Raw genomic sequence first — 19,440 nt, forward strand, 5'->3', positions numbered from 1 at the left:
CCTCGAGACGGTGAGCCTGAAGACCCCGGCGATCGTCACCACCGACCTTCGCCTCAACGAGCCGCGCTATGCTTCGCTGCCCAACATCATGAAGGCGAAGTCCAAGCCGCTCGCGCAGAAGACCCCGGCGGACTATGGCGTGGACGTCACTCCGCGCCTGAAGACGCTCAAGGTTTCCGAGCCGCCGAAGCGTTCGGCCGGCATCAAGGTGGCCGACGTCGATGAACTGGCGGCCAAGCTCAAGGCTCTGGGAGTTGCGGCATGAAGACGCTCGTTTGGGTCGAACATGAGGGCGGCGCCGTCAAGGACGCCACCCTGTCGGCAGTGACCGCCGCCTCGAAGCTCGGTGAAGTCCACCTGCTCGTCGCCGGCGAAGGCGTCGGCGCAGTGGCCGATGCCGCTGCGAAGATCGCCGGTGTCGGCAAGGTTCACGTCGCCGACGGCGCGGCCTATGCCAATGCGCTGGCCGAGAATGTCGCGCCGCTCGTCGTCGAACTGATGGGGCACCACGATGCCTTCGTCGCGCCGGCAACGGCTAACGGCAAGAACATCGCGCCGCGCGTCGCTGCGCTGCTCGACGTCATGCAGATTTCGGAGATCCTGTCGGTCGAAAGCGCCGACACCTTCACCCGGCCTACTTATGCCGGCAACGCGATCGCGACCGTGCAGTCGTCGGATGCGAAGAAGGTGATCACGGTTCGCGCCACCTCGTTCGAGAAGGCCGCCCGCGAGGGTGGTTCGGGCGCGGTCGAGGCCGTGTCGGGTGCGGGCGATGCCGGTCTGTCGAGCTTCGTCGGTGCCGAGATCAGCAAGTCCGAGCGTCCTGAACTGACCTCCGCCAAGGTGATCGTGTCGGGTGGGCGCGCGCTGCAGAACAGCGAGAACTTCCACTCGATCATCGAACCGCTGGCCGACAAGCTGGGCGCCGCCGTCGGCGCCTCGCGCGCTGCGGTCGATGCGGGCTATGTCCCGAACGACTATCAGGTCGGCCAGACCGGCAAGATCGTCGCTCCGGAAGTCTATGTCGCGGTCGGCATCTCGGGTGCGATCCAGCATCTGGCCGGCATGAAGGACTCGAAGGTGATCATCGCGATCAACAAGGACGAAGAGGCGCCGATCTTCCAGGTCGCCGACATCGGCCTCGTGGGCGACCTGTTCAAGGTCGTGCCGGAACTGACCGGCAAGCTCTGATCGACGCCACAGACGCAATAGAGGGGGACGGGAGCCATCGGTTTCCGTCCCCCTTCCTTTGAGGGTCGGGGTGCCATTTTGGGAACCATCTTTTCATAATATCGCTTAGGTAGATTGCCGTAGCGTCATGCCGCGCCTAGAGTGCCTGCTCCCGACGTTTGCCGGGGGAGGGCCTGCTGATAAGCCGAACTCTGGAAGAGGATGTCGCGGCGATACGCTCGATCGACGCGGTTCCGTCGGTCCTCGATCTCGCATCGGCGCGTAGCGGCATGGCATTTGCCGGTATCTGTCGCGTTACGCCTGATCGTTGGATGGCCTGTGCGATTTCGGACCGAATCGGTCTCGGCATTTCCGCTGGCGATGAACTTTCTCTCAAGACGACGATCTGCGACGAGGTTCGTGGCCACGGTCGGGCCATCATCATCGACGACATCACCAATGATCCGCTGTACCGCGCTCATCCCACGCCACGCCTGTACGGTTTTCGCAGCTATATATCCGCGCCGATCGTGGTTCAGGACGGCGGCTTCTTCGGAACGCTGTTCGCCGTGGATCCCAAGCCGGCCCGCCTCTCGAACAGCAATGCCCTGCTCTGCTTCGATCTTCTCGCCGGACTGATCGCACTGGAGCTGTCGCGTCGCGACTGGCGCGACTGAGCGACTAGCTCGCCATGGCTCCGAAGAGCTCTGCAATGCGCCTGACAGACGCCTCGGCGGCTTCGCGGTCCGGGCGCTCGTCGGCACTGTCCAGCCCGAAACGGTCGTCGGGGCCCATGTCCTGCACGACGATGCCATCCGATCGACCGAGGACGCTGACGTTTCGATAGAATAGCCCATAATCCACCGTCGATTGCGGCAGCAGCCAGGCTATCTGGCCCCGCACCGGCCGCACGCTCTCGTCCCGGAACAAAGCGCGCGCGCCATAGCCGGTACAGTTGATGACCACCTTCTCGCGCAACCGACCCAAGTCGGAGGGCTGTTCGAAGGTCACGGCCTCGAAGCGTCCGCCGGCTGCAAGAAAATCCTGCGTCAGCTGGTGGGCGAGCGCCGCGATGTTGAACGTCATCTGGCTGTTGCGCAGTGCATAGCGCGTTGGGAACGGATGCGCGCCGGGCCCGAAAAGCTGCGAGCGGGGACTGATGTCTTCGATCAGATCGGAAAAATGCGCAAACCCGGCCACGTCATGCCTGCGCAATTCGGCGCGCATCTCGTCGGGCGGAAGGTCGGAAAGCGTATATCGGTCACTCCACAGTACAGGCTGACCGGCAAGCCCGACGAAGCTTTGCCATCTGGCGTAGCTTTCATGGGCCATCACGCTCCACAGGGAGCCGAACTCCGGGCCCGCCGCATCCGCCATCGCAATCCGGGAGTCAGGCGTCCAGCTGCCGGTTGCGCGAGCCGATGGCACATCTGGGAAGCGGTCGCGCGCGTAGATGGTGACGCGCGCCCCGGCCCGCTGCGCCGCAATGGCGCTGGTCAAGCCGATCGCACCCGCCCCGATCACCGCTATCTCGCGCGGGTGCGCCATCATGGCCTTGCGTACCGCGATTTCGGCCGATCCCCAGCTGAGCGACCAACCGCTGCCGCCATGGCCATAATTGTGGACGACCAGCTTACGTCCCACCCGCTCAACATCGAGCCGCGGTCCCTGTGCGCGAAACGGGCGCAGACAGACCGTTATCCGGAAGATCCGGTCGACCAGGGCCCTGATCGGCGTAATCGTGCCGATCGGGTCAAACATGGGCATCGGGCGTTGCGCAGCGGAGCGTCCCCCTGACAAGTTTGCGCCGGCTACGGCAGCCAATCCCCCGCCCAAGAATCTCCGCCTGTGCATGCTCGCCCCCCTTTCAATCGGCACAGGCTAGCAACCCTCGAAGGAACATTCGTCGCTGTTCCGGGTTCGTAGCGACAGAATCACAGAAAACGAGGATGAATGACCATGCTTATCAACGTTATTGTCGTCCTGATCATCGTGGGTGTTCTGTTGTGGCTGGTCAACAATTACATCCCGATGGACGCGAAGATCAAAAGTATCCTGAACGTCGTCGTCGTGATCATCGTTGTCCTCTGGCTGCTCAAGGCCTTCGGTCTGCTTGCCGGGGTTGGACTCTAATCCGGTTAACTTTTGTTGTTTTAGGTAGCAAAGGGGGCGTTTGCTCGGTCAGAGCGACGCCCCCGAGCGAAGGTCCGCAACGAACCGGGCATATTCTTCCTCGGCTTTCTCCTCGTCGGGCAGCCGCAGCAAATAGCTGGGATGGATCGTCGCTCGACCTTCTGCCGCACCATCCAGCGTGATCGTTTCACCCCGAACCGAGGTCAGCGAACTCGCTTTTCCCGTCAGCGAATGAATGGCGGTGGTGCCCAGCATGATGATGCGGCGTGGCGCAACGATCGCGCGCTCCTGATCGATCCACCAGCGACAAGCCTTGATCTCTCCCGCATTCGGCCTGGAATGGATGCGCCGCTTTCCACGCGGTTCGAATTTGAAATGCTTGACCGCGTTGGTGACGTAGATCCGCGAGCGATCGATGCCCGCATCGCCGAGAGCGCGGTCGAACACCTGTCCTGCCGGCCCCACGAAAGGCCGCCCCGCCAGATCCTCCTGATCGCCGGGCTGTTCCCCCACCACCATGATATCGGCGTCGACCGGCCCCTCCCCAAACACCGTCCGGCTGGCGCAGCGGTACAGATCGCAGCGCGTGCATTGGGCTGCTTCGGCGCGTAGTGCCTGCCAGGCCTGATCCGCATTGCCTCGCGGCATCGACCGCTCCACCATCTCGATTTCGCGAGCGCGAGCACCCGCTATGAGCTCGGGAATCAACGCCGTCTCGGGCATGTTGGCCCAATATTTTCGGGGCATCTCTTTCAGCATCGCGCCGACCTTCAGTCGGGCGGGATTGAAGATGGAGGCATAATAGCCTTTCCAAAGCGCCTCGACGGGATCGCCATCGGGTGCATCGGTCCGCTGGGCACCGGGCCCCTCGCTCAGGCTGCTGCCGTCCCAGTGGGTCGACAATTCGGGTGTCAGGATCGACCAGCGCATGGTCGCGAACCGGCGCACGAAGAAGCCTGCATTGGCACGAACGATGTGGTGGTCGGGTTCGAACCAGGCGACGTAGCGGTCATCCACCTCGCGAAAGCGGACGAATGCGCGCATCTTGTGGATGTCGCGCCTTACCTCCTTGGCGAGCAGATCGAGCCGCCGCCGCAGCGGATCGGCCTCGTCCGCCATTGAGCCCGGCTGATCGAGCAGGCGCAGCAGCATATGGTAGAGCAGGGCAAAGCGCTCGGGCTCCCGATGGGGCACGACGTCCTCGGCCAGTCGGAGAAATTGCCGCGACACGGCAAAGGGCGATCGTGTCGGCTCGGGCAAAGGCGTGGGGGTGCTGCCAAAGAGGTCGCCTCCCTCACCCTCGACCTCCCACAGCAGCTCGCTCGGATCCACGCCCGCCATCGCCGCCCGCCGCGCCGCATCGCGCCAGGCGGCCACATCGTCGGGCTGGGGAAGCAGGATGCGATACATGGCGGTCGGCTCAGGCGCCGAACAGCTCCAGTTGCTCGGTCACGCGTGTGCGCAGGTCGATCCGATCGATCAGAGCAGTCGGGCGCCAGTCCGTGGTGACGATGAAGGGACGCAGCTTGGCGATCGAGCGGGAAAGCCGGCCCACATCGGCAAGGCTCAGCTTGCGCCAGCGGCGTGAGGCGATGACCGCATCGACCGCCTTCACCCCCAACCCCGGTACCCGCAGCAGCAGCTCGCGCGGCGCGGTGTTGACGTCGACGGGAAATTGCTCGCGGGCCTTGAGCGCCCAGGCCAGCTTGGGATCGATATCGAGCGGCAACATGCCCTGCTCGTCGGTGGCCTGCGCCACCTCGGCGGGCCGATAGCCATAGAAGCGCATCAGCCAGTCGGATTGATAGAGCCGATGCTCGCGCATCAGCGGCGGACGCTTCAGAGGAAGCACCGCCGAAGCATCCGGGATCGGGCTGAACGCCGAATAATAGACGCGCCGCAGGGCGAAGCGATCGTAGAGCCCGCTGGCCGTATGTACAATGTCCCGATCATTGGCAGCGTCGGCCCCAACGATCATCTGGGTCGACTGTCCGGCAGGGGCGAATTTCGGAGCCGAGCGATAGCGGCGCGATGCGTCCTTGCCGTCCTCGATCGCGGTCTTCATGCCCGCCATCGCGCCCCGAATGCGCGAAACCGACTTGTCCGGTGCCAGCCTTTCGAGCCCGGCCGCCGTAGGCAGTTCGACGTTGATCGAGATGCGGTCGGCATGGTGGCCGGCGGCCTCGATCAAGCCCGGATCGGCATCGGGAATCGTCTTTAGGTGGATATAGCCCCGGAACTGGTGATCCTCGCGCAGGCTGCGCGCCACTTCGACCAGTTGCTCCATCGTATAGTCGGACGATCGAATGATGCCCGAGGACAGGAACAGTCCCTCGATATAATTGCGGCGATAGAAAGCTAGGGTGAGGTCGACCACCTCCTTCGCCGTGAAGCGGGCGCGGCGGACGTTGGAGCTCTTCCGGTTGATGCAATAATGGCAGTCGAAGATGCAGCTGTTGGTCAGCAATATCTTCAGCAGCGAGATACAGCGTCCGTCGGGTGCATAGGCATGGCAGATGCCCATGCCTTCGGTCGAACCGATCCCTTTCGCAGCCCCGCGGGAGTCACGCTTGCTCGTGCCCGATGACGCGCAGGACGCATCATATTTCGCCGCGTCGGCAAGAATTTCGAGCTTCTGACGAACATCCAGCTGAGCCATGTGTTCTTTATATGTTCACATGGCAGCTGCGTCCAGCCCACCCCTAAGGGAAGGCCGGACGCGGCGCTTTTGGCCCTGGCGCGAACCCCCGCCCGGCCCGCGCCCTAGTTGCCCGGAACGTCGGCCACGCCGTCTGCACCAGGCCACAGGCTGCTGTTGCCGCCTGAAGTGATCGGCGTGTCGACCTCGACATTGGGCGATCCGACCCGGCTGAGGTCGATCAGGACATTCGGTCCTGCAACCGAATTGCCCGAGCCGCCTGCGCTGCTCGACTCGCTGCCGTCCTCATCACCACCCTCGTCGGCTACGCTGCCTTCACCCGATCCGGAATCGGACGAAGCGGCGCTGCTGCTGGCAGAACCCGTTCCGCCCGAAGCCTCGCTCGAGGAAGAGCCGGAGGAGGAGCTGGACCCAGAACTCGAACTGGAGCCGGACGACGTCGTCGAACCGCCTCCGGACGATGAGCCGAAGCCGGCCAGACCGCCCGAACTGGTACCGACGCTTCCTCCCGCGACCCGCGTGCCCGTCAACGAGGACTGGATGCTGGTCGTGATGATCGTCGTTTCACGCATGACCGTTTGCATCACCACCGGCTCCTCCACGGAGGGAGGCGGCGGCGGCGGCACCTCGGGAGGAGGTGGCGGCGGCGGCGGCACCTCGGGCGGAGGCGGCGGCGACACCGGAGGCGGCGGAGGCGGCGGAGGCGGCGGGACCTCCGGCGGAGGCGGAGGCGATACCGGCGGCGGTGGCGGCGGCACCTCGGGAGGAGGTGGCGGCGACACCGGAGGCGGTGGCGGTGGCGGCGGTGGCGGTGGCGGCGGCGGCGGAGGTGGCGGAGGTGGGTTCCTCGGAACTGGCGCCGCACATGCCTGGCTGTTCACCGTGCAGGTCTGGATGGACAAGGTACCGTTCGGGTCGAGGAAGAAGCCGATCGGCCCGCTCCCGTTCAGCGCGAACGTGTTGATCGACAGGGTGCCGTTGCCCGCCGAAACCTCCGACGGCTCGGGTGCGGTGGCAGTCCCACCCGCGGCCACCTGTACGTTGGTAAGGACTTCCAGATCGCCACCGGCGGTGTTGATCAGGAAGCTGCCGGCCGCCGAAAGCGGTCCGTATCCGGATACGTCGCCATTGATCGAACTGATCGTCAGGTCGCCGGCAGTGAGCGGCAGATAGTTGCTGCCGGTGTCGCCATCGAATCGATAGGAGGCGATGGCCGCAAAGCTTCCGCCCTGCGCAGTACCGGATCCCCCCGGTCCCGCTGCACCCGTCCCGCCGCTTCCGCTCGTAGCACTGGCATTGACGAGCGTGGTACCCAGCGTCACCGGGACACCCCGGGCGAGAATGGCCGTGGAACCACCTACGGCATTGCCGCCCGCGCCGCCCACGCCATTGACCCCGGCAGCGTTCGTAGCCGCGCCCGTACCGCCATCGCCGCCTTCGGCGTAGACGGCGATCTGGGTGTTGCCGAAGCTGCCATTGCCCTGCGTTACGGTAGTGGTTGGACCACTGAAGATGCCCAGGTCGACCCGACCGCCGGTGGCGTCACCGCCGCGGCCGCCGGCCCCGCCCGTCGCACCCGTGACGCCATCGCCGCCGAGACCGCCGATCGCGATCGCCTGAGCGACCGTGGTACCGATGGAAACCGTCGAATAGCCGGCATATCCGCCGATCACGACTTCGCCGCCGGTCGCCTCACCTCCGATGCCGCCCGTCGTTCCGCTCGCACTTGCCGTGCCGGCCGAAGCACCAAAGCCGCTTGCCGAGACCGTGGCCGTGGTGGCGTTGATCGTGCTGGTCGACGGATTGGCCGAGTCGCGGAACGACAAGAGTTCGGCATAGCCACCGCGCCCGGCACCGGCCGTTCCGACGACGCCGCTGGCGCTCGCCCGGGCCTGGCCACCCGTTCCGTTGGACAGGATCGTGATGCCCGAACCGTTGAAGTTGAGCGTGCCCGAGGTCGTATCTACATAAGAGCCGAGCGAGAAATCGGTCGCCGTACCACCCAGGCCGTCACCGCCATTGTCGCCGCTGCCGCCCTCACCACTGGTATCGACCTGCGCGCTGCTCGACACAGTGATCGTGGCGCGGTTTGCCTGGATGGCAGCGCCACCGCCACGCCCCAACCCGCCGGCAGCGCCTTCCGGAGCGTCGGAGAAGGAATTGAAGCCGCTGTTGCCGCCGACACCTATGGCGGTCAGGTTGAGCGTCGTGGCGCTGATGGTGGTGGCGTTATTGGCCTGGACCAGGACCGTGCCGCCGCGGCCCTCACCGCCGCCATTGCGCCCCATGCCGCCGAAACCGGTGGCGCCGAGGTCGGCCAGGCCCATGGAGATATCGTGGTTGGCCGCCGTGATGAAGACATTGCCGCCCGTACCGATGCCACCGACGCCGCCGATGGACGTGCCGCCCTCGCCATTGGCGCTGACGCTCAGGTTGCCGAAGCCGATCGTCCCGCCGCCGGCCGTTGCCGAAAAACCGCCGCCCGTGGCATTTCCGCCGGTGCCGCCGGCAGCGGTCGCGACGCCGCCGGAGCCCGCAAGGTTGGCCTGTATGGGACCGGCGAAACTGATTCCCCCGCCGCTCGCGTTGATCGTCAAGGAACCGCCCGTGCCGACACCGCCAGCCGTGCCCCCCGAACCGCCCGAGCCAATCGCGGTGAAGGTAGCGCCGTTGAGGTTGATCGAACCGTTGATCGCCGAAATCAGGATCGCGCCACCGGTGCCGGCGCCGCCCGCACCGCTGGTCGCTCCGCCCCCGAAGGCCGAGGTGAAGATCTCGAGATTGCCGAGGATCTCGACCATCGAATCCTGGCCATTCGCCTCAATGGTGACCGAGGACGCCGAAGCGCCGACCCCTTCGCCCGATTCGCTTCGGCTGGTGTCGACCGATACGTCACCCGCGAAATTGAGCGATCCGGTGGCGCCGCTGGCGGCAATGACCACATTACCGGCGGAGTTGATCGAAACCCCGCCATCGAAGAAGCTCGCCCCATCGGTCACGCCGAAGGTGACGCCCCCGCCGATCGAGCCGATCGACAGGTCCCCGCCAAAGGTGGTGCCGCCTGTCAGGAACAGCGGCGCAGCGGAAAGGATGCTGGTACCGACCTGGCCGACACTGCTGAACTCGCCAGCGCGAACGATCACGCTGCCGCCGGCGAGTCCTCCGCTGGCCTGTGTCATCCGCGCCGGAGCCAGATTTGCGCCGGCACCGATCAGGATGCTCTGCGAGAAGGGATCGGCCCCGCCGGATAGCGTGAAGTCGATATTGCCGCCGCCCATGTCGAGCACGGCGCTCTGGTTCTTCGGCGCAACGAGCAGCGATACTGTGCGCGACACCGCTCCGTCCGCGAGGACGTTCGTCGTGCCGCCATGGGTAATCGCGTTGACCTGCCCCGTGCCCGTCACGACCGTGATGTCGGTCGGGCCGGTCAGATCGATACTGGCCTCTTCCGCTGCGACATAGGACACATTGCCGTTGGCGGTGACCGTACCACCCTGATTGATCGAGGGTGCCAGCGCCACGACATAGCCATCGGCGCTGACATCGTCCGACTCGATTCCGATCGACGCATTGGGGTCGGTGGGAATCAGAGGGGATTCGATTGAGATGAGGTCGGGGTTCGAGTTGAACGGATCGGAGAAGCCGATATCGACACTCGACAGGACGAGGCCGCCGACATCGATCAGCGCCGTAGAGCCGATCAGGATGCCGCCGGGGCTGTAGAACCAGACATTGCCGCCCGTACCCGTGAGGTTGTCGTTCGAATCGTATAGGCGGCTCTGAATCGTCCCGTTGAGAGCAACCCGGCGCGACGGATCGTTCGGCAGGATCCGGTTGAGAACCGTGAAGCCGCCCGTGTTCGTGACCGCATTGCGGAACAGAACAGACGAACTCGAGGGCAGGAAGACGATGTCTCCGCCGCCCACGCCTGCATCGTCGGGAGCCCAGTTGATGATCGCCGTCGGTGCATTGACGGTGATCGTGTCGCTGCCGGCGGAGCGGACGATATCATAGTCCTGGGTCGATAGCTGCCCAGGATCACCGGCGAAACCGAACGAACCCGACGGCGGAGGCGGAGGCGGCGGCGGCGGGGGAGGAGAAATCGCTCCCTGCTGCACCGTGATCGAGAACATCATCGATCCGGTCTGGTTGTTTGCGTCGGTGACGGTGACTTCGAAGGTATAAGGCCCGACTTCGGTCGGGATACCGGTGATGTTGCCGGCGGAATCGACCGTCAAACCGGGTGGAACCGTACCGCCGGTAACCGCAAAGCTGTAAGGCGAAACGCCGCCGGCCGCGGCGATGAACTGGTTGTAGCTGCTGCCGGTTTCCGCATCGGGCAGGCTGCCGGGCGTATCGAAGCCGGGCGAGGTCGGCGGCGGGGGCGGCGAGGAACAGGTCGCGTTGATGTTGCATTCACCGGTGACCGTGCCGGTGTTGAGCGAATATTCCGCAGCGGTGATCGTACCCGTACCTGCGACGGCAAAGGTGATGCCGCGAGCGGGCATGTCGATCGCCAGATCGGTGCCCGATGGGTTGTTGAACAGGATCGCGCCATCGGTCGCGCTGATCAGATTGTCAGGATCGCTCGGTGGGACATCGGCACCGCTGCCGAAGATCGACACGGCTCCGCTCGAAGTGATGTCGCCACCATTGGCGAGGATCGAGAAGGTCCCGGCCGTGGAGAGGCCAGAGACGCCCCCCATGCCCGCGGTGCCGCTCATATTGGCGACGACGCCATTGAGCAGCATGTCTCCCAGAACCGTCGGCTGGTTGAACCGCGTGGTCGATTCGATGCCCAGAGAACCACCGGTGCCATTACCGCCAGCACCCGTCGTTTCGCTGCTGCCACCATCCCCGCCGGTACCGTTGGCCGTGAATGTGACCTGGCCCGAGATGCTCAGCCCCGGATCCGTAGCGTTCGAGCCGCGCGACAAGAGGGCGAGTTGTCCGCCCGTCGCAGAGCCGCCGGCACCGCCATCGCCCTGACCAGCCTCGGCCGACGTGCCACCGGTACCGCCGGCGCCCGCATCGGCGTTAGCGAAGACCGTGACGCCAGCCAATTGCACGCGCCCCTGCGTATCGACCGTGTCGGGACCGCTGACGAAACCGACCTGCGCGAAACCCGCCGTCGCATCGCCGCCCGCACCGCCGGCACCGCCCTGCGTCGGCCCCGAGGCGACCCCGCCACCGGTTCCGCCCGACCCGGCGGTGGCGCCCACGCTCAGCGTGACCGGACCGCCCAGATCGAGCCGACCGAGCCCGGCCTGCGCGCCGAGGAAAATGGATCCGCCGGTTGCTGATCCACCGAAACCACCTGCGGCTCCGTCAGCTGCATTTCCGCCAAAGCCGCCTGACCCAGTCGCGTTGAGGAAGAATTCGGTGCTGCTGGCAGTGACGCTGCCCAGTGCGCTGTCCCCGGTCAGCCCAGCGATGTTGGCGTCGCCGCCAATGCCCTCGCCCGCATCGCCGATGGTGCCAGCCGCATCGGCAAAGCTGGATCCACCCACACCATTGGCGTTCAGTGTCACCGTTACCCCGGTGATGTCGATCGTCCCGTCCGAGGCCGTGATGGCGGCGCCGTTGCCGCCGTTGATCAGATCGAAACCGGCCTGGCCCGTGCCACCACTATAGCCGCCCCCGCCCTGCCCGTTCGACTGGATAGTCGCACTGCCCATCGTGACCGCACTGCCTGTGCGGACCGTGACGCCGGCAAAGCCGCCCGTACCAGCACCGCCCACCGAATTGGTCAGCGCGACCCCGCCGGTCACCGCATCGCCGCCGCCGCCGTCGGCAATCAGCAGCACACTGCCAACCGTCATGGTGGTTCCACCGATTGCCGCAATATTGGCGATGCCGCCCTGGCCATCGCCGCCGCTCGTCTCGCCCTGCCCGCCATAGCCGTTGGCGAACAGACTTACCCCCGAGTTGGCGGTAATCGTGCCGGCTCCTCCGCCGAAGATCAGGTCACCGCCAAGACCCGCTCCACCGTCCGTCACCGGGGAGCCGCCACCCGTACCGGAGCCGGACATGAAGACGCTTCCGCCGAAGTCGATCGACCCACCGGACGCGACGACCACGCTGGCGTTGCCACCCGTTCCGGTGCCGCCGGCGCCGAAGAGGTTTGCACCACCGGCCCCGTCCATAGCGATGCTCACCCCGGCCAGAGTGAGCGTCCCGCCATCCGCCCGGGCACCGAAGCGGCCGCCCGTCGCGCTGCCGCCGCCGTTGGATTCGCCATTGGCAACCGTTGCGTCGCCAGCAAAGGAAAGTGTGTCACGCACCGTAACCGTCGCGCCGTTGGACGCAATGATGTCGAAACCACCGCCCCGGGCATTGCCGGACAGGCTGCCACCCATCGAGTCGCCGCCATTGGCGGAGGTGTCGACGAAGAGACCCACCGGGTTCTGCGCGGTACCGAAATCGATGCTGCCCGTCCCGCCCGAAGCGCTTATCCCGACATATCCGCGGCTCGTGCCCTCGCCGGGGAAAACGGACAGGGCACTGCCCCCGGCACCGCTGCTGCTTCCGCCGCCACGGCCGAGCGCGACGAGGGAAGCGACTCCGCTGTCGGTCAGGCTGATCTGCCCGTCCGTCGCGGTCAGCAGGATCTCGCCCGCCAGGCCATTGCCGCCACTGCCCTGCATGGCTCCTGCACCGAAACCTGACGCACTGACATCGAGACTGCCCGACGCGATCGCACCGCCGGTCAGCGCGTTGACCAGCACGCGGCCACCGACCCCGTCGCCTCCGTTGATGCTGCCCGACACGGCGCCACTGCCACCATCGGCCTCGATGCTCAGCAACGCCCCGATATTGATGGCCGCGCCGGTGCCCTGCGCCTGGACGGTGACGTTACCTGCCGTGCCCGTTCCGCCGTCTCCGCCATTGGCGCTGGTGGCGATGCTAACCGATCCCGCCGAAATGGTGCCGCCAGCACCCGCGAGCAGCGAAACGTTGCCGCCCGTTACCGAGCTGCTGCTCTCTACTACGCCGGTCTCGATCGAGAGAAGCCCAGCCACGCTGACATTGCCGGCTGTCGTATCGATCACGATATCCGTGCCGCTGCCATTAGCGGCATCGATCGCAGCCTGGTCTGTGAACGTCGTGCCAGAGATGGTGAGATCACGCGACGCGCCGATATAGGCACGAGCACCAACCGATCCGCCTTGGACGCGTACCGTACCAGTGCCCGCTGCTGCAGGCGGTCCGGACGGACCGAAACCTCCGGACACGACATCGTTGCCCGCAGACAGGACGACACCCTGATCGGACACGGAGGCGCCACCGGCTTCCGAAAATTCGAGCGAGCCACCCGTGAGCAGCATGGTCAGCGCCTGATTCTTCGGAACCGCGACGAGATAGATTCCGCGGCTCGTACCCGAACCCTGCGGGGTGACGACGGTCGTGCCGTCATGCGTCAGCGCATCGGCCGATCCGGTGCCGACCGGGATCGAGATGTCGAACAAGCCGTTGGAGAAGGTAAGGTCGGCCTGCTCGGCCGCGACATAAGCGACACTTCCCTGCGAGGCGACCGTGCCCGACTGGACGATGCGCGGCGCGAGCACGCCGACATAGTTCGACGCCTGGAAGTTGGCCGTCTGGATTTCCACGGTGCGTCCGGCATCGCTGGCGCCGAGCGAGACGACATCGGGGTTGGGACCCGACCCGCCGAAGTCGATCGGCACGCTGGACAGGACGATCCCGCCGACGTCGATAGAGGCGGAAGCCCCGACGAGAAGTCCGCCCGGGCTGTAGAACCAGACATTGCCGCCGGTGCCGATCAGATTGTTGCTGCCGTCATAGAGCCGGCTGTTGATCGCGCCGTTGAGGGCGACGGCGCGGGTCGGATCGTTCGGGAGAATGCGGTTGAGGACGGTGAAACCGCCCTGCAGCGAGGGATCGTTACGATAATTGGCGGTGGTGCCCGAAGGAAGGAAGTCGATAGCCGCGCCGCCGGACTGGGTGTCGGTGGGCGTCCAGGTGATGATCGAGGTCGCATTGCTGACCGTGATCGTGTCGGTGCTTTCGCTTTGCGAAATGAAGACGCCCGCACCGGCGCTGGCGCTGCCGGCGAAGGCGCCGTTCGCAGCGAGAGTCTCACGGGCGGGGAAGGCAAGGATCGTAGCCATTGCCAGCGCGGAGGTGAGCGTCCGGCTGTTGCCGCCACCGCGCGCCGCGCGTCCGAACGGATCGGCCTTGCCTCGCCGGAGCAGCGACGGTTCACTGCCCAGCTGTCCGTTACCGCGTCCCGTGCCCCGCTTTGTCATGCCGTCCCCCAACGAACCAATCCCCGCCCGTATCAATGCGCCCCGTTACTGCGCCGTCGATGTCGTCCCCGCTGCCGCCGTGGCCGGAAGCAGCGCCCGCTGACCATCGCCGACGATCGCGAAGGCCGACCAGTAATAAGGGTGAGACGTGTTCTGATCGTCCATCAATCCCACCTGTGCATTCCGCATGGCCGTCGCCATCGGCGTCCCTGGCGGCGCGGTGAAGAGGCCGGTGATCAGCCGCTTCGTGGCGTTGAAATCGTCCGGCACCGGCCAGTGGCTGGCAACGACGGTCCGAGCGCCCGCGCCCACAAAAGCACGTACGAGACCATCGAGCGCAAAGTTGCCGCCGGTCGTGACACCCGCCTCGCGGGTCGCGCCGACCGTCGCCATGCCGGCGGTATCGCAGGCCGACAGGACCACAACGTCTGCGTCGAGCTTGAGGTCGAAGATTTCCTTGAACGACAACAGGCCATCGGACGTGCCGCCGCCGAACGAAGTCAGCAGCGCCGGTCGAGCCGGGCATTCCGGCCGCGGCGCCGTGACGAGGCCGTGCGTCGCGAAGTGGATGATCCGGTACTGCGCCAGATCGTTCATGCCGATGATGGTCGAATCCGAGAAGTCCGCCCCGACGACCAGCTTCGACTTGTCCTGGCCGATGATGCCGCTCGCGAGATAGAGTTCGGACGAGGAGATCGGGTTGTTCCAGTTGCTGAGCGGCCACGCGCACTCGTCGGCCTGCGACGGTGGCGGCACGAAGAAGGGGTTGAGCGCCGGGCGCGCATTTTCGCCCATGCCCAGATAGCCCATCGCCGCCTTGGAGCTGGCGACATCGCGCCCGTCGACGAAGGAGCGCGGGCTGACCACCGTCGAGACGTCCCGCTCGCGGCCGAGCCAGGCGACCCCGCGGAAATCGAAATCGTCGGCATTGGGCTTCTTCAGCCGCGCCAGATAGGCATCGACACCCGCCTGTTCGATCGGCAGCAAATTCGCCGGCAGCTGCAGCAGCGGGCCATCGGGCTCGAAGATGAAGTTTCGCACCTGATGCAGTTCGGCATCGACCGGCTGCATCAGCGTCACATAGAGCTTCCGCGCCAGAACAACGTCGAACGGATAGGTGGCGACCTGTCCATTCTCGATCTTCACGACCGAGTCGCGGATCTTGGCGACGGTGTCCTCGAGCTCCTTGGTGGTGATGTCGAGCTTCCACGCCTTCGCCACCGTCGGTGAAACGAACATAGCGTAGGCATCCTGCCCGACAAGCGTGACCTTGTAATAGCCATCGCCGGGACGCAGCGCCTTCTGCAATTCATCGACGCCCATCGTCGAGGGCGACAAGACGCGGTAGCGCGGGAATTTGGCGAGCTTCGCCTGAAGCGCGGTCTGGTCGCGCGAATAGCGGGCAAGGCGCCCGCGCGCTTCTTCCAGTGCGGTGCGATCGGCCGGAGTCGGCGCCGGCAGCGACGCGAGGCGCGCCACGTCGCCGGTCGCACGGGCGATGTAGCGTGACAGCGTCACCGACTGACGGAACAGGCCGGCCGCCTCGTCATCGCCGCCCGACAATTCGCGCGCGAGCAGCGCCTGGGTCTGGGCGATGCCCGGCCGCAGCATCAGCTGGCTGGCGGTGAACATCTGCGCGACGGCCTTGGGATCGCTGGCCGACCGCTCGGCGAGCAGGCGAAAATAGGGACGCAGCAGCGTCCGGATCGACGACATCGCGCCGGGGACATTTTCCGACGCCCCGATCAGCTCGCCATAGAGCGTCATCGCCCGGTCACCCTGCCCGTGACGGCTCAGGAAGCCGGCGAAACGCGCCTTGGCGCCCAGCGCGACGGCGGTGTTCGGATATTGGATCTCCACCACCTGCAACGAGTCTGCGAACAGCCGCTCGGCCTCCTCGATGCGCCCTTCGGCCTCGGCGGTCAGCGCCAGTTCGCTTTGCACGCTAGACCGCAGCCAGCCGGTGCTGTTGATCTTGCCTTCGCGCACCGCCTGCATCGCCGTGACGGCTTCGTCGAAGCTGGTGCGCGCCTCGGCATATTTCTTCTGCGCGCGGAAGACGACGCCACGCAGGAGCAGCGCCTGCGCGTCGAGGATCTGGGCGCGCTCGAACGGCTGGATCGACCCGTCGAGCCCGGCGACCTGGTTGATCGCTCCGCCCTCGCGGTTGAGGTCGTCGGCCACAGTCTCGCTGATCTCGCCTTGGGCAAGCTTGGCGTCGGCGGTCTGAACCGCCTCGATCTCGGCAACCGGCTTGGCGAGTTCCGCAAGCGCGCGGTCCAGCTTGCCCTGGTTCAGATAATGGATCGCATAGAAGTTGCGCAGCATGCGCCCGACCACCGGATCGACGAGCGCCGACGGCGTCGCGGCACGCGCAAACAGCGCATCCGCCGTGGAGAAATTTCGCTGGTTCGATTCCTGAAGGGCCTGGTTGGCAAGATATTCGGACAGGCGCGACTGGGCCTTGGACGAGCCGGCGTCACGCTCGACCAGCGCCTCGAAAAATTCCGCCGCCTCGGCATAGGAACCGTCGTTGTTGCGCGCATAGGCTTCGGCCAGCGCGCTTTCGCTGTCCAGCGCGCCCGCCTGCACGCGGGCAAAGGCTGCGGGATCGCCGGCAGAGGTGGTCGCCACCTGCACCTCGCCCTTGACGATGCGATCGGCGACGAGGGTCCGCAGGCCCAGTTGCATGGCGCTGTCATAGCCGCCGAGGCCGGCTGCAACATAATCGCTGCGTGCGTCCGAATGGATGTAGATCTTGTAGGACAGCTGATTGGCATCGACGCATTCGCGCATCTGCACCTTACCCAGCCCCTCGATGTCCACCGCTTCCGGGCGCTGGCAGGTCAGCGGCGCATCGGCGCTGGCGATCACGCGCTGGACCGGATCGTCGCCATTTTTGCGCAGGGCGAACAGGCGGCCGACCGGGGACGCCGCATCGCGACACACGACGCGATAGCCGCGGTCGAACATGGTCGCAAGGACCGGCCCGACCGACCGGTTCTGCGCCGTACAGAGCACGCCCGTGGTGCCGATCCGGAAGCTGTTGCGTAGCGAAAGCGGGGTCGACTGCGCCGCGATGGCGGGAGCCGGCAGAACCAAGGCCAGCGAGGCGATCAGCACCGTGCCGAGTGCGGAGCGGCGATTACGCATGAAGGACATCCTCCCGGAGCATCACGGGATTCTTGCGCCCGGACGCGAAATGGACATGAAAACCGATCGACGCCTCCCGCGCCGCCAGCTTGGGCAGAGGCGCGGCAGGGGCGGACATCAGCGCCGCTCCCAGGGCCAGAGCTGGGTCGTGAGCGATATCAGGAAGCGGGGATCCTTGTTCTTCGTCTGGAACCCGGCCTTCCTCAGCGGCACGGCGATCGTGCCATCGATGCGAAAGCGATTGTTCAGGATCGCCCGCAGACCGCCGCCCACCGAATAGAGCGCATCGAGATCGTCCCGGCCGAGTTGCTTGTTCCACGTCAACGCGACGTCGGTAAACACATAAGGCAGGACGTTGAGGTTGACCTTCTGGAAAGGCTGCACCCGAGGAAAGCGCAGCTCGAAGCCGCTGCCCAGACCGCTGTCGCCGATGATCGTGCCGGGATCATAGCCGCGCCCGATCGAGAAGTTGCCGCCCGAATATTCCTCGAAGCTGAACAACGGATCAAACGCATATTGCGCGCGTGGCGTCGCCGCGATCCAATAGCCCTTGCCGAGCGCATATTCGAGCGAGGCGGATGCGCGGACCAGCCGCGACGTCTTGTCGCCGTCGAGCCGTGCCGGCGGAACATATCCGGCGGGTAGCGGCCGAACGGTCGGAACCGATGGAGATGCACCGAAAATGTCCAGGCCCTGCCGGAACTCTACCGAACCCGAGGCGCGCCAGCTGGGGAAACGCCGCTCGGCAATATCGGCCGCGTCAAAGTCGAGACGGAGATAGCCGACGCGCAGACGATCGCGCGTGAGATCCTGACCGTTGAAGGTAACGACCTGATTCAGATAGTCGAGACCAGCCGCACCCGAGAGGCTGAAGGCCTGGGTGCGGATGAACGGATAGCGGGTTTCGCCGGTGGCGAACAGCGTTCGCGCCCGCAGCCTGATCGCACCACCGACATCCGGCTTCGACCAGGCGTAGGTGAAGTTACCGCTGAGAACGAGCCCTTCCGAACCGATCCGGGTGTCGTAGCCCAGCTGGACGAGCCGCTGCTCCTTGAAGTCGGCGGTGCTGCCGACCGACGCAGTCAGCCGGTCGCCGCCGAGCAGACCATAGGCCGCGCCCTGCAAGGTGCCGTTCCAGCGCCCCGAGCTACGCGCGGAGAAATTCTGGAGGCTGTAATTCACCTCGACCGGAGTGCGCGTCACGCTGACTTCACCGACCAGCTCGCCCGGCGCGCCGCCTGCGGGCTTGAGCGCGAGACGGACGTCATAGCCGGGGACGTCGCGCGCCAGGATCAGATAGCGTTCGGCGGTGTAGCGGTTGAAGACGCTGTCCTGCGTCAGGTGCGACAGATAACCCGCCAGCAGCTTTTCCGCCGGCCCCGCGTCACCACGCACGCGCACCGCGACGATCTTGGCGAACAGCACCTGGAACTTGACCACGCCATTTTCGATCCGCTGCACCGGCACCTGCACGGCCGCGAGATAGCCCTTGCGACGCAGCGCGGTGGCAGCGGCATCGCGGATCGTGCAGATCGTGGCGATCGGACGGTCGGCGCCGAGCAGCGAGGCATAGGAGGCCTTCAACTCCTCCGCCGAAACGCCCTGAAGATTGGCGAACTGCGCCTCGGTGATTGTCACCTTGATATTGGCGTAGGCCGGCGCATCGAGCGCGCAAGGTGCCCGTTCGATATCGCCGTCGATGGTAAGACGCGAAGGCCCGGGAGCCGGCTGCTGCGTCGTGCGATTGAGCTCGTCGCGGCCGGGCGCGATCTGCTGACCGGTCGGCGTCTGGATCTGGGCCAGCACGGCCGAATCCATCGACGAAGCAAAGAAACAAGCTGCCAATATGGCAGCGGGCCTGAACGGACTGCGCAAGACGTCCCCCGATTTCCCCTGTCGGCGATCCCCTTCGCCGCCTGCTTCAATACCCCCCCACCGGGGCCTTGTCATCGTAATAGTTCAATGCCGTTCAATAGTTTGTGCGTTTCGACACAGCGACCTGCCGTTGCGTCACGAGACCATCCGCACGGGCCAGACCGAAACGTAACCGAAACG

The 19,440-nt window shown here is 65.8% G+C and carries 10 protein-coding genes and 1 pseudogene; 4 read left to right on the top strand and 7 right to left on the bottom strand.

The genetic code is table 11. The annotated features are described in order from the left end of the window. The 3 genes and pseudogenes from KAY22_RS04270 to KAY22_RS04280 form a co-directional block, all read left to right on the top strand. Nucleotides 1-265 (top strand): annotated as a pseudogene (locus tag KAY22_RS04270) (electron transfer flavoprotein subunit beta/FixA family protein); the annotation flags it as partial. Further along, nucleotides 262-1,191, top strand: coding sequence for an electron transfer flavoprotein subunit alpha/FixB family protein (locus tag KAY22_RS04275; RefSeq protein ID WP_296620400.1), 930 nt, complete (start codon nucleotides 262-264; stop codon nucleotides 1,189-1,191). The pseudogene KAY22_RS04270 and the gene KAY22_RS04275, both read left to right, overlap by 4 nt. Before the next feature lie 311 nt (nucleotides 1,192-1,502). Further along, entirely contained in the window at nucleotides 1,503-1,847 is a 345-nt protein-coding gene (locus KAY22_RS04280; RefSeq protein WP_296620402.1) for a GAF domain-containing protein, read from the top strand. Nucleotides 1,848-1,851: 4 nt separating this feature from the next. Here KAY22_RS04280 and KAY22_RS04285 read toward each other — a convergent pair whose 3' ends face one another. Next, nucleotides 1,852-2,937: an FAD-dependent oxidoreductase gene (locus KAY22_RS04285; RefSeq protein WP_366514062.1), complete on the bottom strand. Its 1,086-nt coding sequence runs from the start codon at nucleotides 2,935-2,937 to the stop codon at nucleotides 1,852-1,854. 192 nt (nucleotides 2,938-3,129) lie between these two features. Here KAY22_RS04285 and KAY22_RS04290 point away from each other — a divergent pair, with 192 nt between their 5' ends. Further along, on the top strand, nucleotides 3,130-3,303 hold the full coding sequence (locus KAY22_RS04290; RefSeq protein WP_296620407.1) for a Thivi_2564 family membrane protein: 174 nt from the start codon (nucleotides 3,130-3,132) through the stop codon (nucleotides 3,301-3,303). Nucleotides 3,304-3,351: 48 nt separating this feature from the next. Here the strand turns inward: KAY22_RS04290 and KAY22_RS04295 are convergent, their stop codons facing one another. The 6 genes from KAY22_RS04295 to KAY22_RS04320 form a co-directional block, all read right to left on the bottom strand. Continuing rightward, the gene (locus tag KAY22_RS04295; RefSeq protein WP_296620409.1) at nucleotides 3,352-4,713 is read right to left on the bottom strand and encodes a UdgX family uracil-DNA binding protein; all 1,362 of its coding nucleotides are present in this window, start codon (nucleotides 4,711-4,713) and stop codon (nucleotides 3,352-3,354) included. A gap of 10 nt (nucleotides 4,714-4,723) precedes the next feature. Further along, nucleotides 4,724-5,962, bottom strand: a complete 1,239-nt coding sequence (locus KAY22_RS04300) for a putative DNA modification/repair radical SAM protein (RefSeq protein WP_296620411.1) — start codon at nucleotides 5,960-5,962, stop codon at nucleotides 4,724-4,726. Between the two features lie 104 nt (nucleotides 5,963-6,066). Then, nucleotides 6,067-14,232, bottom strand: a complete 8,166-nt coding sequence (locus KAY22_RS04305) for an Ig domain-containing protein (protein ID WP_296620413.1) — start codon at nucleotides 14,230-14,232, stop codon at nucleotides 6,067-6,069. A 45-nt stretch (nucleotides 14,233-14,277) separates the two neighbouring features. Continuing rightward, entirely contained in the window at nucleotides 14,278-17,385 is a 3,108-nt protein-coding gene (locus KAY22_RS04310; RefSeq protein WP_296620415.1) for a CHAT domain-containing protein, read from the bottom strand. Beyond that, a complete protein-coding gene (locus tag KAY22_RS04315; RefSeq protein ID WP_296620418.1) occupies nucleotides 17,378-17,503 on the bottom strand; it encodes a hypothetical protein in 126 nt (41 codons plus the stop codon). Before KAY22_RS04315 ends, KAY22_RS04310 begins: the two co-directional genes overlap by 8 nt. Beyond that, nucleotides 17,503-19,191, bottom strand: a complete 1,689-nt coding sequence (locus KAY22_RS04320) for a ShlB/FhaC/HecB family hemolysin secretion/activation protein (RefSeq protein ID WP_296620420.1) — start codon at nucleotides 19,189-19,191, stop codon at nucleotides 17,503-17,505. Before KAY22_RS04320 ends, KAY22_RS04315 begins: the two co-directional genes overlap by 1 nt. Nucleotides 19,192-19,440 lie beyond the last annotated feature (249 nt).

It is taken from the genome of Rhizorhabdus sp., from assembly GCF_018006725.1.
Classification (GTDB): Bacteria; Pseudomonadota; Alphaproteobacteria; order Sphingomonadales; family Sphingomonadaceae; genus Rhizorhabdus.